Here is a 14,255-nt window from a genome sequence, read left to right on the forward strand (position 1 = left end):
GGCTCATCCTACTCCCAAGCAACTTTTGTTATGTCAAAACCGTAGTCGGTGACAGTGTCATCTGACGTAAACACAACCTTTACGTAATCTCCCGCAATGGGAAGAGAGTAAAGGGCGCGGTTATGTCCAAAAATCTCACCTACTTTCTTTCCATTCTTATCAAAGAATTCCAGCTTGTCGAGATCCACCTCTGTATCTAGATTGGAAAAATAGACCGACATTCTTTTGGCACCTGGAATGGAAATGATGAATTCCTGGCGAGTGTTATTTGCATAGGGATGTGCGGACGAAAATTTAAAGACGCTTGTATTCCAATACCGAGGATCGTCGGGGTCGGGAGAGGTTGTTGCATTTTGCAAAGCCGCCGGAGCATAAGCTAGACCTCGGCGGATTCTTGCTCCTCCCAAAAGATTTTTGGTGGTGCTCATAATCCGGCTGCGAACCGTCGTGTTTTTCATCGTAGGATTTTTACTTAACAAAAGAACGGCGATCCCTGAAACGTGCGGCACCGCCATGGACGTTCCTGACAAAACGGCATAGCCGCCATAAATATCGGTGGAAAGAATGTTCTCTCCGGGAGCGGCCACGTCGACGGTGTATCTGCCGTAGTTCGAAAAATCGGACAGACGACCCCGATTGTTCATAGCACCGACCGTAATAATATTTGCAACCGGGTAGCTTGCGGGATACTCGGGAATCACGTCGTTATCCGATGAATCATTTCCGGCAGAGGCGACGAAAACGCCGCCCGCTTGATTTGTCATTTCAATGGCTTGTTTCAAATTTTCGGAGTAGCCACTTCCTCCCCAAGAATTGGAATAGATTTTAGCACCCATTTTCTGCGCATAGTGAAGCGCTTTAATGGCGCCATCCACATATCCTTCACCGCGATCATTTAAAAATTTGACGGGGAGAATGCGCACATGCCAAGCCGTACCGACCACACCTCGTCCGTCAAACCCCAAGGCTCCGATTGTTCCGGCGACATGAGTTCCATGGCCAAAGTCATCCAAAGGTTCACCAGTCGGTTTGGCGGCATCTTCGAAGTTGGCGCCATAGATGTCATCGACAATGCCATTGGCGTCATCGTCAACGCCTTCTTTGCCTGCAAACTCTTTGGGGTTCACCCACATGTTTTCTTGTAGATCAGCATGAAAGTATTCAACTCCCGAGTCGATAACCGCCACAAGAATATTTTTGGATCCTGTTGTCAGATCCCAGGCCTTCAAAGCACCGATATCCATCCCGCGCACACCCAAGGTGCGATCAGCATCCGCCTGACCGTAGTTGTGATAGCCCCATTGCTGCGGGAGCATCGGATCATCCGGAGTCCTGTGAGCAAAAACTTTGTAGTTCGGCTCCGCGTTTTCAACGAACGGATTTTCGCGTAAAGCTTTCAGAGCCGCGGTTCTGTCTTCAAAGATCGCTCGCTTTACAACAACAATGTTTTGTTCCGGAATGAGCGTCTTAATGGATGAATGCAGTTGCGCACTTACAACCGTCGGTGATGTTTTAATAACCGAGACGCGTTTTTTCAATTTTACCAGGAATTCTCCGGGCGCCATTTCGGGTTCACTTGCAAAAACTTGTGATGAAAATAAAAGAAAGAACAAGCCCCATTTCTTCATAAGAACTCCTCTTGATGCAGAAATGGTAGCTCGCCGCCACGAATGCGAAAACACGTCCTTCAACATGAGTGTGCTATAAATCACCTACATTTGCGGCGTGGGTGCGCGTAAGGTTTTTGAGGGAGGATTCACATGAAAGCTCAAGCGGCAAAATCTCTGGTTAGAAAAGAAAAGGCGCACGTGGGAGCATCTAAAGCGGCCACAAAAAAATTGTCAGGCGGGCCTGGTCCCGGCCTCAAAAGAAGTATTGAATCTGAAGTGGAGGCAATGACTCAGCCTCGGCAAAGAAAGGCGCCTAAGAGCGCGCAAAGCCAAACGCACCATCGCAAGAAAGGGACATCGCAGAATCCCGAGCGCAGTCAAGAGCGCCGCGAGCGCAATGTCGAATCAGGTAAGACACGAGTGAAGCACTGATGAACTCCTGAAGCAGAATCACGGAAGTAAGTCCTGTTCGAAAATTATCCGCAAACATCTCTTCACTGGATTGCGGATTCGTAGATTGACCGAAATCTTTTCCTGAATCTGAATAAGAAATGGGAGGCATTAATGCTATCATTTCTTATTTCAATATTCTTCCTTACGGGTGCGCAAGCAGCAGCGCCGTCATCATGTACTTCTGTTCGTGAAACAAAAATGGGAACGTACTTACAGCGCACGTGGATCGAAAGTTCAGGTGTCTGTGCGCTTTCCGTTTCTCCAGCGGATGGATACAAAGACATGGTCTATCGCGATTATACGTTGTCGAGCGATGGCATGTTTATGGTCTTCAATCTTTACGGAAATGAAGGCGAATTCGGCGTACGCGATTTCTTTATGTTTCCCCGCACGGGTGAACTCAGCTACGAGTGGAAAGAAGACACGCAGGAGATTTATTTAAAACACGTTACCGGAGCGATTTTTAAATTCGATGCACGGGATGCCAAACTTAAAAGTATCTCGGATGCCACAGTCCAAGTTTCTGACCACGTTCTGCGAACCAACCGCGGGGGCGTTGAGATCGTGCAATACGGCGGTCTTCTTGTTGATGTCGGTTTTGCTTTAAATAAAGATCCCGGAGAAAACCGCGAAGGACTGGCCTTGCTGAAAAAAGACAAGGGTCAATGCAAGCTTAAGAATAAAAACTTATTTGCATACCCGAGCGATGGCGACGTGGTCTTTCGTCATAAGAATGACGCCGCCTTTTTTACTTATTTAAAGTCCGTGTGCCCCGGGCTAAAGCTGTAAAATGAAATTAGAAAGAGCCTTCGCTTAAAGAAGGCTCAGAAGTTCGGCAAAGGATTTCTTTTCGCGTGCGATATCGACGGTGTGAATCTTAAGATTGATTTTGCGAACAAGAAAAGCGTTGGATTCAGGGTGCTCTTCCAGCAAGTCACGATAGATCAATTCGTGAAGCAAGAGCGCCGCTTTTTGATCTTCATCAAGATTGTTCCAAACCACCGGGTTGATCCAGTATTTTTGCTCACCAAAACGTGTCTCGTTGATTTGCACGATGCCGATTCTTTCACGGCAATGTTTAAACGGAAGAACCACGGTGCCCTTGTCGGCAGGACTGTAAAGATCCAGCTCCGGCATCCAAATGATCTGCGACTTCCACTCTTTCAGCCACGCCGTGTACTTTTGCGATTTTCCCGCATCGACAAGGCTGATACGCGAAATTAGATCCGCAGCCTTCGCCAGGTAAGAACGTTTTGAAGAGTAGTGGATCGCAAAGCCCTGCGCTTCACCTTCCATGATTTCCAAAGTTTTGGGACGGGCGTCGAGGCATTGCACCGTGTATCCGCCGTTTCTAACGACGTATTGGGCGAATGCTGGGAAACTGATAAACAGAACCAATACAAATAAAGACGGTTTCATTTATTTTTCCTTTCCGGTATGCGCGGGAACGAGTTGAATTCCCAGCGAATAAATCTCAGTTCTTTCCCCTTGAGAGAGCTTCGTATAAACCTTTTTCCAGCACTTTTCGATTTCTTTTTTGGCTTGAGGAAGGTTTTTAGGGTTGATAGCCATGGTCATGTAAACCATCTCGCGCTTATTCGTCGCGACCTCGGCGAAAACGCTCTTAGTGCGGTCTAAAGCGTCTTTATGGAATCTCTGGATGTCAAAGTTGGGAATTTCGCTTTCCGTGCTAAGACTGCGCAGGCTCTTGTTAAGAGCACCGTCGTCGTTTTTCTCTAGAATTCCCATTTTCACGAATTTATTGATGACGTTTTCGATGTGCTCTTCGGAAAGTCCCGTTTTTTTTGCAACAGAAGCGATGTCGAGATTGTCGATAGAAAGATCCATGGCCGCGAGAACCAGAAAGAACTCAGTGCCGGAAATTTCCGCAAACTCATTTTTAGTAAGAACCTTTTCAATGGACTGAGTCGCCTTCTTGCGGGCTTTTTCAGAATCAAAATAGCGGTACGCCGTCGTCACGTCATCGGGCGCCAGGCGAAGAGCCGTGATGAGTTTTTCTAAATTCTTCACCGTAAGGCCGCGTTTACCCGTCAGGATCTCGGAAAGATGTCCTGGAGAGATATTGGATTTCTGCGCCAGAGCCCGGAGTGAGAAACGCGGGTTCGTCACTTTGATGGCGTTAAACTTGGATAGTAAAAATTGATTCAACGTTTTCATACAGTCGTTGCGAATGTATTAGAACGTAGCGCCTCTTTACAATGTTAAATTTCACATTCAACGATGTTGCAATGTTTCCGCCCGGGCAAAGTGTTCGATTTTTTCATGAGAACGGCTAGTTTTGGCTTAATTTCCTCGCCTCTTCACGAATCCAATCGATATGGAATTGTACGGTGATATAAGCGCCGCGATCGATACAAAGATTGCGCTCCTCTAAAGGAACTTCCGGATTGAAAAAAGTTCGCGAAGCCACGCCAACGACATAGGATTTGTCCTCCATCACAAGAATGGCCGGGCCTCCAGAATCGCCTTGGCAGAAGCCTTTGCCTTGGTTCTGAGAAACAATAAAAGAAGGCGCCAAAGGATCATACGCAACCACATCTAAGTTCGTTGTGCGCAGAATGCCCGTATAGCCCTTATAAGCGGGACGACCGTCCATTCGGCCATAGCCGGCAGCTTGAACTTGCACAAGGTTTAAAGACGGCTCTTTCTCTGGCAGATTCAAAATCTCAATATTTTCTGGAAGAGGCTTCTCGAGAAGTACTAAAGCAAGGTCCGAGTTCTTATTGCCCGCTATATATTCAGGGTGAACGACAACCCGGATGGCGCGCAAACTGACTTTCGCGCCCTGGGCATCCATCACGTGAACCGTGTGCGCTTCTGTCGCCGCCGATGTGGCAATGCAGTGGCCCGCTGTCAAAAGAATAGTGGGCGCAATGGCGCTCGCCGTACATTGTGAGGTCACAGAACGCGGTGGAGCGTCTTTCTTTTCTACAGTGACGACAATTTTGAAGTCTAAAACTTGCTGATGAAGGCGGGAAGTTGCGGGAACGTCGAAGCCTCCGACGATTCCGTTTTGGCTCTCATCCCAGGATGTTGCTGAAGAATCGGCATTCTGTTGGCAGGCAAGCATCGTCAAAACTAAAAAGCACAATAGAACTCTCATGTCGTATCTCCATTTGTCTTGCGGGTTCTAGATCCACTCTTGATCCCGTTTTGGATGTCCTTGCGGAAATGATGCCAAACCCGAGAGTGTTCGATGTTTCCGTGCGAGCATATTCAGAGGGAAAACGCGAGGGTCGTATTTGGGCACTTTGCCTGAATCTTTTACTGAAAAAGAGCCCGAACTTGCTTGGCATCGCCTTGCATCTGTCCAAGTTATGAAGCGGATTTTATTAGGACTCTTATTCGGAATCAGTTTGCAGGCGGTGGCTGATCCGCGCGCCGTGGACTCATCCAGGGTTGAGTATCTGCAAAAAATTTCCTCCCTTTATCAATATGACGGTCCCAATTGTTTTGCGTCCGTGGCTTATGCCAGCGGTTTTTTAGACGAGGCTTCTTACCTCGACTCTAGTGTCTATGAGGCGGTCCTAAAAGCACCCGAGTGCGCTCAGTTATCATCAGAAAATGAGTTGCGGGAAGGGGATTTTATTCTCATTGGCGGTATGGAAACGCAAGATCAAGCGAAATGGGGGCACGCGATTTTGTATCTCGGGGCCGGACAGGTGTTTGCAAAAATGGGTTTTAGAAAAGAAGAGCCGACAAGCATCGTTTCTCTTCACGAAAACATCCGCTGGTATATCACCCAAGATACCTTCGTTCAGGGAAAACGTGCCGCTTATCCGTCTTATTTTCGTTGCGACTGGCAGGGAATTAAAACGCGCGTGGCTTCTTCGTCTTTAGCCGCCGCGTGGAAAGAGCTTCAGGACATCCGCAAAAAAATATTCGCCGAAACTTATATGCAAAAAAGCGACGACCACGAAAGTGAAAGCGCGCGTTTAGAAAAACTCGAAGAGGTCGTCAAAGGTTCTACGGAACCTGCCTTTATCAAAAATCTACTCTTAGCATTGATCAACAATACGCGCGATCAAATCCATCTCTTGGATGCGATAATCGTAGGCTCCTAACCATTCTCAAACTGAGATGAAGAGCTAATTTGCTACGTTTGCACGAAAATACCGAACGAATCATGTAAACACGAGTGTCCATCTTATACAGACCCGCCATTCCCTAGCCGATAAGTTATTACTAGGGGGAATTGCGAATGAAAAAGAGTCTTCTTTTTTATCTCATGATGTTTTTCTTAATGACGGTTTCCTTTCAGAACTGTGCGCCCAACGCTGGCGTGCAATTCGGGATTGATTCGCAGTCCGCCTACAGCGTTTACGGTGAGTTGCCGGATAACGCCAAAGTCGTAGAGCTTCAGCCCAAAGAATCCACGGAGTATCCTTCCACACAAGTGGTTCTTGTCATCGACAACTCGGCGACGATGAAACAATCTCAAGAAGAGTTGGCGGAAAGAATCGACAGCCTTTTGGCGACGTTGTCGAATAAGAAAGTCACGTTGCACATGTTCTCGACTTCGCAATACCTCTACGCAAGTAAGAGCACTTTCGGGACGTTTAAAAACGGTGTCGAAACTTACGTGAATTCAGCGGCAGATCTAAGTCCCACTGAAACTGATGCAATTATGAAGTCGGAGTTTGGTCCTAACACTCTTCCTTTCGTTTTGAATCCGACGGATTCAGCATCGGTGAGACAAGCGGCTATTAATAGAATTAAACAGTCGATCCTCGTTATGGGTATCAGCGGAGATGACAATGAATCAGGGCTGTGTGGCGTTCTGCAGATGGCGAACCGCAAACCTCTTTTTGTAAATACCAACGAAAAAGTCGTGTTCTTTGTTTTGACCGACGAAGACAACTATAACGGCGCGACTCATTGTAAGGCTGAACAAGTTTTCAATTGGGACAAAACTCAAATGATTACTTACAAGCAGACGCAAGTCAGCTATACGTTCACGGGTGTTGGTTATCGCGATGGCGTTACAGCTGTTGAAGAAACTCGTCCGTTTGTAGGAGTCGGAGCGTCTGTTATCAATGGGGCCGCAAGCTTGGCCGGTCAGGAATGTCATAGCGAGGACTGGAAGGTCGTTCAGTCACGCGTGAATGGTTATATTGGTAAAACACTCAATCTTACGGGCGTGAACTTCTATTTCAAAGATGCGACTGTGACGGGCTGTCAGTACAAAGAAGCGTCGGTGCTGCACACATTCTTAGAAAGCGAAGGCCTTATTGACTATTGCAACAACTCTTACAGAGGCTATTCAAACGTTTTGACATATTTGGCGGCAACGAAAACGGGTGTCTCTGCCAGCCAGCCTTGTCTTTTAACTTCACAAAGTATGGCGCGTGGAGTGATTCGCACTAAGTACTTCTTAGAAAATCCGACAGACGTGGCTTCGACGTTTCTTTCTCAGATCAATACGGCTTTGCAGGATAAATATTTTGTCAGCGTCGTGATGAATAAAGAAGGCCAATCTTGTGGTTTGAAAAGCGGTCAGTCTTACGGCGCTATTTTCCAGCGCATGGCGGAGCTCAGTCCCTCTAAAGTGCAAACGTACTCTTTATGTCAGGGAGACGACGGATATAAAGCCGCATTTAAAAAGATTGCAGAGTCTATTTCTTACGTGAGCCAGGATTTTGCTCTTGATGTACCTGCGGGAATGAAAATCCGCGACGTGCTTTTGTTTCCTCAAGGCAGCGGGTCAGCCTCCCTGCAGCTGACTCCTGATCAATACGAGTACCGCGACGGTCGAATTAAAATTAATGCGAAACTCTCGGGTACTGACAAATTAAAAGTTATCATCTTCTAAAGTAAGTTCAGGACAAACTCTTACATGTCGTAAGAGTTTGTCTTTTTCACATCCATCGCCTGCAAAGCTTCAATCACATTTGCGTTGTTACTTGCCTGTCTTACATTCAATTTGCTTTCGTCATGGCAAGGAGTGTAAGCCAAGATCGCTTTGGAGATCTTAGGAACACGTTGCGACTTCGCTTGGGGGCGTAGAACGTCCCAGTAAGATTTTCTGCTAAACAACTCGTCTTCGCGGCGGATCTGATCGTTGATCATGGAAAGCGCACAGCGGAATGTTCCTTTTGTGGTTTGACCGTCGCCGTTGTCACAGCCTTTGGAGTAAACGCCTTCTCTTCCGTTATGAAGTTGCAGCAAACCGACAAGGCTTCCGTTCGGGCCTTTTGCTGTGACAGCTTTGTTGCAAGTGCTCTCATAGTGAGCCATCGCATTGAGAACCAGCACCCAGAAGTTGGCTTTGTCAGTAGGTTTCATTTCTTTATAGGTCGGGCAGAGGCGGTGGATATCTTTCGCGCCCTCATCAAGATTGCTAAAATCCGAACTCATATAGACGCTGCGAATTTCTTGCGCCCATTTGCCTAATGTCGATTCGTCTACGAAGTTTTCGCATTTCTGGCCCCAATCAAGCTTGTCGTTGATATTGCCCAGAGTCGTCGCGACATAACCCAAATTATTTTTCATACGAGGACCGTTGGCGGTTTGCACAAGGCACGTCTCACAATGAGACGCCTCTGTAGTTCGGCCCGATGCAAAGACTTGAATGGGAATAAGCAAAGTCACACAGCTCTTAATGATGAAAGTCTTTAGGTTCATAAAATCCCTCCTCGTTTAACAAATCAACAGGTGAGTTCCGTTTTTTGTTTCTCTTGGTCCCAGCGCGAATTTATTTCAATCGCGCCAGACATTTTATGAACATTGCTGTTTTGATGCCAAAACGAGGGATTTCCGAGCGAAAGTGTTCGTGGGTTTCTTATCGAACGCTTCTGTCTTTTGATTTTAGATTACTTTGCCAGGCAAGCCGCAATAGCGTCTCGAAATGACTTAGAGCCGAAAGCAGAGGTGCCTGAGTTTGTGTAGCGTGCGCCGGCCTTAACCACATACTTCGCTTGGCAGCCTCCGTGAGTGTTGATGCCTACGATCTCGTTTGTTCTTTCACTGATGATCGGAGCTCCCCAGCTTCCATAGGAAGTATCGGCATTGTGTTCGACGATTTCAGGAATCAAGAAGATACCAGCCTTCACCAAGAGCCCCCGAGACACTTGTTGCGCAAAGTTCATTGAGTCACCAAGAGTGTTCGGCAAGACATCTCCGCTGCGGACATAATCCGTATCATTCAACGCATAAGAGTAGCTAACAACACGAATGGGTTCGTTGTTATAATACTTTCTTTTCGCCACTTGATAGAAGCCTTGAACATCTCCGGGAAGTTTTTGAGTAATACGATTCGGTTCAAGCTCCATAACAGCCCATTGATTGCCGATGCCTTTTTGTCTGAAGACCGCAGATCCTCTCTTAACGTAATAAGTGTCTTCGGGAGTGGAAGCTTGCGGAATGCCCGCGATGGAAACAGGGGCGTTGAACTCTACATAGTCACGGTCTTCGGCACACGCACCGACAGTAATCACGCAGCTGCGCCCGATCAAAGTCGCCGCACAACCTTGATGTTCACCTTCGCGGGCTAAGCGGCCCACTTTGGGATCGAACGAAAGAGTGCGATCGTCAGTTTTTCCGCAGATATCCGCGAAAGCAGGGGAAGCAAAAACAAAAATAGCCGTAAGTAAAAGCCAGTTTTTTTTCATAAGTTTTCCTTTTGTTGAAGGAAGGGTTCATAACAACAAAAAAGAAGTAAGGGGATGCAGCAAATAGTTGCCAGCAGAGAATCCGTTCGCAGAAACAAGTAAAACGGGAAAAAGAATAACTACATTGCGCAATTGTAACCGGCAGAAATGAAATACCTGTTTTCTCCCGACGAAGTTTCAAAAAGAGACAGACAATTGAGTTCTTTGCGAGCGTACATCTGCCGATAAGAAGGATATGAAACACCTGTTTTTATGGAACGTTGTCATTGTTTTTATGGGTGCTCATGGCGCATATGCCACGCCCGGAAGTTTAACTTACCAGGGGCGAATCATGCACTCCAACGGAACACCGTTTGAGTATGATAACGTCAGCTTTATCTTTGAGATTACAAACCCCAGTGGATCTTGTGTGCTCTATCGCGAACAGCGTGATGGTATCAGTATGGCGAATTCGGCAGGGGTTTTTGATGTCCCTATTGGAGGCGGTACGAAGCTGTTTCCGGCAAGCGTGGGGTTGTTAGATGTGTTTAAGAATACGGGAACTTTCGATTGTGCGAATGCCAGTCATGTGCCTTCGGGCGTGACTTACAGCCCGACCGCAAGTCATGAGCGTTTGTTAAGAGTTCAATTTCATGACGGATCTAGCTGGAATTTGATCAGCCCTGACAACGTGATTAGAACGGTTCCTTTTGCGGCTCACGCGAACTCTGCTGGAAAGTTAGAGGATAAGACAGTGGCTGACTTTATGTTGGCGGATAAGTTTCCAGGCAGCGGTTGTGGCGCAGGGGAAGCTCTTACCTTCAACGGGACTCATTTTGTTTGTAGCAATATCAATGGGGCGACATGGCCCGCAACTTCAGGAACAAACGGGCAGGTCTTAACAACAGACGGGGCAGGGCAGTTATCTTGGACCGATCAAAGTTTCGCTGTAGGCACGGCGGGTACGGCGCCAGGATTTAATTCCAGCGGCGGAGTTCACACGCTGAATATCCCGATGGCGTCCTCGGGGAGTGTGACGGCGGGATTGATCAGTAAAACGGATTTCGACAGCTTTAGCGCGAAATTTTCCGCGACGATTTCTTCTCCTTCGGCAAGACAGGTTATTCAATACAACGGCAGTAACTGGATTAATGCCGCCATCAATGCAGCGACGGATCTTTCGGGTATTCTGCCGGTTGCAAACGGAGGCACGGGCGCTTCGTCCTTAGGCTCTGGGAATATCTTAATCGGAGGCGGAACGGGAGCCGTGACCTCGTTGGCTTCAGGTTCTGCCGGAAACATCGTTTATGGAACTGGCATCGCGAGTTGGGCGAGTGGAACTCCGGATGTCGCAGGCATTGTTGATAAGTCTTCTACGCAGACGATCAGTGGAGCCAAAGCCTTTACGAACTATGTGCAAATGGCATCGGGCAATGAAATTCGTTTTGCCGATGCGGATTCTTCGAATTATGTGGCCGTGAGATCTCCGGCGAGTGTCGGTTCAAATCTCAGTATGACTTTGCCAGGCACTTCGGGTTCGTCAGGAGACGTCATGACGACTGACGGTGCGGGAAACTTGTCTTGGAGTTCTCCACATGCGCCGACAAATGTGGTCGCCTCAGGTGGAGCGGTAGATCTGCGTCTTAGTAATATTCATTATCTTAACAATGTTGGTGGCTCTACAATCACTCTGTCAAATGCCGCGAACGGCGGTGTTTATACCATCGTTGTTGCGGATACGACGTCGCGCGAATACAGCTTTAGCGGATGCGATAGCTCTTACTTTAACCCGGAAAGTGGGCCGACGACCGCGGGTTCTCAAACAATTTATGGAATCACGATGATCTATGTCGCGGCCTCGTGGAAATGTTATATCACTTGGTCTACGGACTTTATGTAGAGGACGACCCATGCAACTTGCACGTTTGTTAGGGATAAGCCTCATTGTGTTCGGCTCTTTCGCTGCTCACGCACGACCTCAACATCAAGGTTTCAATCAGATGTTGGGAAAGTGTAGTGCGGCGGACGTCAGCATTGCGCCCTCTTCCGCGCAACTTTTGACCGAAGGACAAGGTGTAGTGAATTTGACGGTCAGCCTGTCAAAAAAAGCCTGTATCGATCTTCCGATTTTTTACAATTATTTTTCCACTGGCACGGAAGGCACGCATTTTTCTACCGGCGGCACGAAGTCGATTACTATTCCTAAAGGACAGACGAGCGCGCAGATCAGTATTGATATTCTTCAGAATGGACTGACCGAAGATGAAAAAAATCTTTACGTCTATCTGAAGGGAACAAATCAGAAAAAGCAAAAAATTAAATTAGGATTCGAACCATATCGGGCTTTCATGATCGTTGATGATGAATCGACGTATGTGAATTTAAATTCCGTGGCCACTTCTGCCGGTCACATATGTCTTTTGAACTCAGATTCAAAAATTAGATGTTGGGGTGTAAACGCTTATGGGCAAGTCGGAAACGGAACCTTCACGACTGTCAAAGTCCCCACGGCCGTTGATTCTGCAACGACATACAAAGAAATTAAAATGAGTGCGAACTCTACTTGCGGAATTACTCAAGCAGGTGTTTTGAAATGTTGGGGTCACAACTCTTATGGACAAATTGGAGACGGCACTACGATAAATCGATCGTCTCCTACGGTTATTAATTCCGGCACGAACTATGACGTTGTCGGTATGGGATACACGCACACTTGCGCGGTCACAACGGGTGGAGTCGCTAAATGCTGGGGCGCGAATAACAAAGGTCAATTGGGTGACGGAACTTTGACAGCGTCATCGTCTCCTGTTCTTGTCAGCGGAGGTGCTTTATACAGTGATATCTCAGCAGGTGGAAGCAACGACGGTGGAGGCGGCCATACTTGCGCCATCACGCAAGCGGGTCAGTTGCAATGTTGGGGACGGAATGATTTCGGTCAATTGGGAATCGGAAGTTTAACGAATCAGTCGAGCCCACAAAATGTTGATGCCGGTGTTACTTACTCATCGGTCGTTATTGGTTACAATACGTCGTGTGCTATTACAACATCGGGCGCATTGAAGTGTTGGGGCGGTAACGCCAAGGGGCAGGTCGGCGATGGGACAGTCATGACACGAACAGCACCCGTTCTTATTGATTCCGGCGTTTCCTACGCGAAGGTGTCCGTTGCTCAGGATCACGTCTGCGCGCTGACAACGGGAAATAAAGTGAAATGTTGGGGCGACAACACTTCATTTCAATTGGGAAGAGAAACTCAAATAAAAGTACCAACGGAAATCGATGCTTCTGAAAACTATAAAAGCCTTTCCGTGGGCGGAGGAAGTTACAATGCCTCGGTTCCGGTCTCGTGCGGTGTGACTGTTGGAAATTATCTTAAATGCTGGGGTGTAAACCCCAACGGGATCTTTAATAACAGTGTAGTAGGTGTAGAAACGGTGAGCGTGCGTGACGTTGATATCGGTGCCATCTATTCGAAAATTTCGATGGGCGGACGCAGCGGTTGCGGAATCTCGGCGGATCAGGATTTATTGTGCTGGGGTGCTAACAATAACTTTCAAATTGGCGATAGAACGGACTGGAACCGCTACACTCCGGTTTTCGCGGATGCTGGAAATAAATATTCCTTTGTATCAGTCGCTGCCGGCACTGTGACGTCGTCGCAAACGCCGCACACGTGCGCAATCACAACAACAGGTGTGTTGAAATGCTGGGGTGATAACTCCTATGGAAAGATCGGTGACGGTACGACCGTTGATAAGACCATGCCTAAAGTTATTGACCCAGGTGTAACCTACACGAAAGTCGCCGTGGCTGCTTGGAATACTTGTGCTGTGACGACGGCCGGGGTGTTGAAGTGTTGGGGGCGTAACAACAACGGGCAATTAGGCATTGGCACTACCGTGGATAGCTTAACGCCGAAAGTAGTCGACGCGGGAGTGACCTACAGTGAAGTTGCCATCTCAGAAGATTATGACAATGGTAAAGTGCATGCTTGCGCCATAACGACTGCGGGAATTCTCAAATGCTGGGGGAGCAACGCTCACGCGGCATTAGGTGACGGGACAACGACAAACTCAACATTGCCGAAAGTGATCGACTCCGTAACTTATACAAAAATAGCGGTCGGTGCTGCCTTCTTAGGTGGTTACAGTTGTGGAATTACGACATCTAATGAGTTGAAGTGTTGGGGCTATAATGGCCAGAAGAATCTAGGTGACGGAACCACGACACAAAGAACTTCACCGATTGTAATAGATGCGGGAACACAGTTTAAAGAAGTATCTTTAAAAGGCTCGCACTCCTGTGCAATCACTCTTGCTGGGGTATTAAAATGCTGGGGATATAACTTTTATTCCATGGTAGGGGATGGAACGACGGTCTCTCCGAATGCTCCCATCGTTATCGATAGCGGAACAAGTTACTCAAGTATTTCCGTGGGCCACGCGGCATGGACACGAAGTGCCAGCTGCGGAATCACGACAGCCGGCGGACTGCGCTGTTGGGGGATCGACTACTTCGGAGAGATGGGGCTTCCAGTAGGAACTCATCTTCCGTCTTATGTTCCCGGGGCGCGGAAGTAGTT

At 47.7% G+C, this 14,255-nt stretch carries 12 protein-coding genes; 6 read left to right on the forward strand and 6 right to left on the reverse strand.

Annotated features, from left to right (window positions below; translation table 11 throughout):
- Nucleotides 1-8: 8 nt before the first annotated feature.
- Complete coding sequence (locus QJS83_RS08610) at nucleotides 9-1,628, reverse strand: S8 family serine peptidase (protein WP_284608780.1); 1,620 nt, start codon at nucleotides 1,626-1,628, stop codon at nucleotides 9-11.
- A 132-nt stretch (nucleotides 1,629-1,760) separates the two neighbouring features.
- Here QJS83_RS08610 and QJS83_RS08615 point away from each other — a divergent pair, with 132 nt between their 5' ends.
- Entirely contained in the window at nucleotides 1,761-2,042 is a 282-nt protein-coding gene (locus tag QJS83_RS08615; protein WP_284608781.1) for a hypothetical protein, read from the forward strand.
- A 132-nt stretch (nucleotides 2,043-2,174) separates the two neighbouring features.
- On the forward strand, nucleotides 2,175-2,852 hold the full coding sequence (locus QJS83_RS08620) for a hypothetical protein (protein ID WP_284608782.1): 678 nt from the start codon (nucleotides 2,175-2,177) through the stop codon (nucleotides 2,850-2,852).
- A gap of 24 nt (nucleotides 2,853-2,876) precedes the next feature.
- On the opposite strand, the gene QJS83_RS08625 is transcribed toward QJS83_RS08620, so the two are convergent.
- From QJS83_RS08625 to QJS83_RS08635, 3 genes are all read right to left on the reverse strand, one after another.
- Entirely contained in the window at nucleotides 2,877-3,482 is a 606-nt protein-coding gene (locus QJS83_RS08625) for a hypothetical protein (RefSeq protein WP_284608784.1), read from the reverse strand.
- Complete coding sequence (locus tag QJS83_RS08630; RefSeq protein WP_284608785.1) at nucleotides 3,483-4,241, reverse strand: TIGR02147 family protein; 759 nt, start codon at nucleotides 4,239-4,241, stop codon at nucleotides 3,483-3,485.
- 115 nt (nucleotides 4,242-4,356) lie between these two features.
- Complete coding sequence (locus tag QJS83_RS08635) at nucleotides 4,357-5,187, reverse strand: S1 family peptidase (protein WP_284608786.1); 831 nt, start codon at nucleotides 5,185-5,187, stop codon at nucleotides 4,357-4,359.
- A gap of 214 nt (nucleotides 5,188-5,401) precedes the next feature.
- Here QJS83_RS08635 and QJS83_RS08640 point away from each other — a divergent pair, with 214 nt between their 5' ends.
- Nucleotides 5,402-6,148, forward strand: a complete 747-nt coding sequence (locus QJS83_RS08640) for a hypothetical protein (RefSeq protein WP_284608787.1) — start codon at nucleotides 5,402-5,404, stop codon at nucleotides 6,146-6,148.
- 137 nt (nucleotides 6,149-6,285) lie between these two features.
- Nucleotides 6,286-7,896 carry a hypothetical protein gene (locus tag QJS83_RS08645; RefSeq protein ID WP_284604101.1) on the forward strand — a complete coding sequence of 537 codons (1,611 nt, stop codon included), beginning with the start codon at nucleotides 6,286-6,288 and terminating at the stop codon, nucleotides 7,894-7,896.
- Between the two features lie 20 nt (nucleotides 7,897-7,916).
- Here QJS83_RS08645 and QJS83_RS08650 read toward each other — a convergent pair whose 3' ends face one another.
- Nucleotides 7,917-8,708, reverse strand: a complete 792-nt coding sequence (locus QJS83_RS08650) for a hypothetical protein (protein ID WP_284604102.1) — start codon at nucleotides 8,706-8,708, stop codon at nucleotides 7,917-7,919.
- A gap of 188 nt (nucleotides 8,709-8,896) precedes the next feature.
- Entirely contained in the window at nucleotides 8,897-9,694 is a 798-nt protein-coding gene (locus QJS83_RS08655) for a trypsin-like serine protease (RefSeq protein ID WP_284604103.1), read from the reverse strand.
- A gap of 235 nt (nucleotides 9,695-9,929) precedes the next feature.
- Between QJS83_RS08655 and QJS83_RS08660 the strand changes: the two genes are divergently transcribed.
- A complete protein-coding gene (locus tag QJS83_RS08660) occupies nucleotides 9,930-11,573 on the forward strand; it encodes an autotransporter outer membrane beta-barrel domain-containing protein (RefSeq protein ID WP_284604104.1) in 1,644 nt (547 codons plus the stop codon).
- A gap of 10 nt (nucleotides 11,574-11,583) precedes the next feature.
- Entirely contained in the window at nucleotides 11,584-14,253 is a 2,670-nt protein-coding gene (locus tag QJS83_RS08665) for an RCC1 domain-containing protein (protein WP_284604105.1), read from the forward strand.
- Nucleotides 14,254-14,255: the final 2 nt, after the last annotated feature.

It is taken from the genome of Bdellovibrio sp. 22V, from assembly GCF_030169785.1.
In the GTDB taxonomy this organism is placed as follows: Bacteria; Bdellovibrionota; Bdellovibrionia; order Bdellovibrionales; family Bdellovibrionaceae; genus Bdellovibrio.

Excerpts from the sequence above, each read along its gene's own strand:
- QJS83_RS08610 (WP_284608780.1), bottom strand. The coding sequence starts at position 1,628 with ATGAAGAAATGGGGCTTGTTCTTTCTTTTATTTTCATCACAAGTTTTT.
- QJS83_RS08615 (WP_284608781.1), top strand. The coding sequence starts at position 1,761 with ATGAAAGCTCAAGCGGCAAAATCTCTGGTTAGAAAAGAAAAGGCGCAC.
- QJS83_RS08620 (WP_284608782.1), top strand. The coding sequence starts at position 2,175 with ATGCTATCATTTCTTATTTCAATATTCTTCCTTACGGGTGCGCAAGCA.
- QJS83_RS08625 (WP_284608784.1), bottom strand. The coding sequence starts at position 3,482 with ATGAAACCGTCTTTATTTGTATTGGTTCTGTTTATCAGTTTCCCAGCA.
- QJS83_RS08630 (WP_284608785.1), bottom strand. The coding sequence starts at position 4,241 with ATGAAAACGTTGAATCAATTTTTACTATCCAAGTTTAACGCCATCAAA.
- QJS83_RS08635 (WP_284608786.1), bottom strand. The coding sequence starts at position 5,187 with ATGAGAGTTCTATTGTGCTTTTTAGTTTTGACGATGCTTGCCTGCCAA.
- QJS83_RS08640 (WP_284608787.1), top strand. The coding sequence starts at position 5,402 with ATGAAGCGGATTTTATTAGGACTCTTATTCGGAATCAGTTTGCAGGCG.
- QJS83_RS08645 (WP_284604101.1), top strand. The coding sequence starts at position 6,286 with ATGAAAAAGAGTCTTCTTTTTTATCTCATGATGTTTTTCTTAATGACG.
- QJS83_RS08650 (WP_284604102.1), bottom strand. The coding sequence starts at position 8,708 with ATGAACCTAAAGACTTTCATCATTAAGAGCTGTGTGACTTTGCTTATT.
- QJS83_RS08655 (WP_284604103.1), bottom strand. The coding sequence starts at position 9,694 with ATGAAAAAAAACTGGCTTTTACTTACGGCTATTTTTGTTTTTGCTTCC.
- QJS83_RS08660 (WP_284604104.1), top strand. The coding sequence starts at position 9,930 with ATGAAACACCTGTTTTTATGGAACGTTGTCATTGTTTTTATGGGTGCT.
- QJS83_RS08665 (WP_284604105.1), top strand. The coding sequence starts at position 11,584 with ATGCAACTTGCACGTTTGTTAGGGATAAGCCTCATTGTGTTCGGCTCT.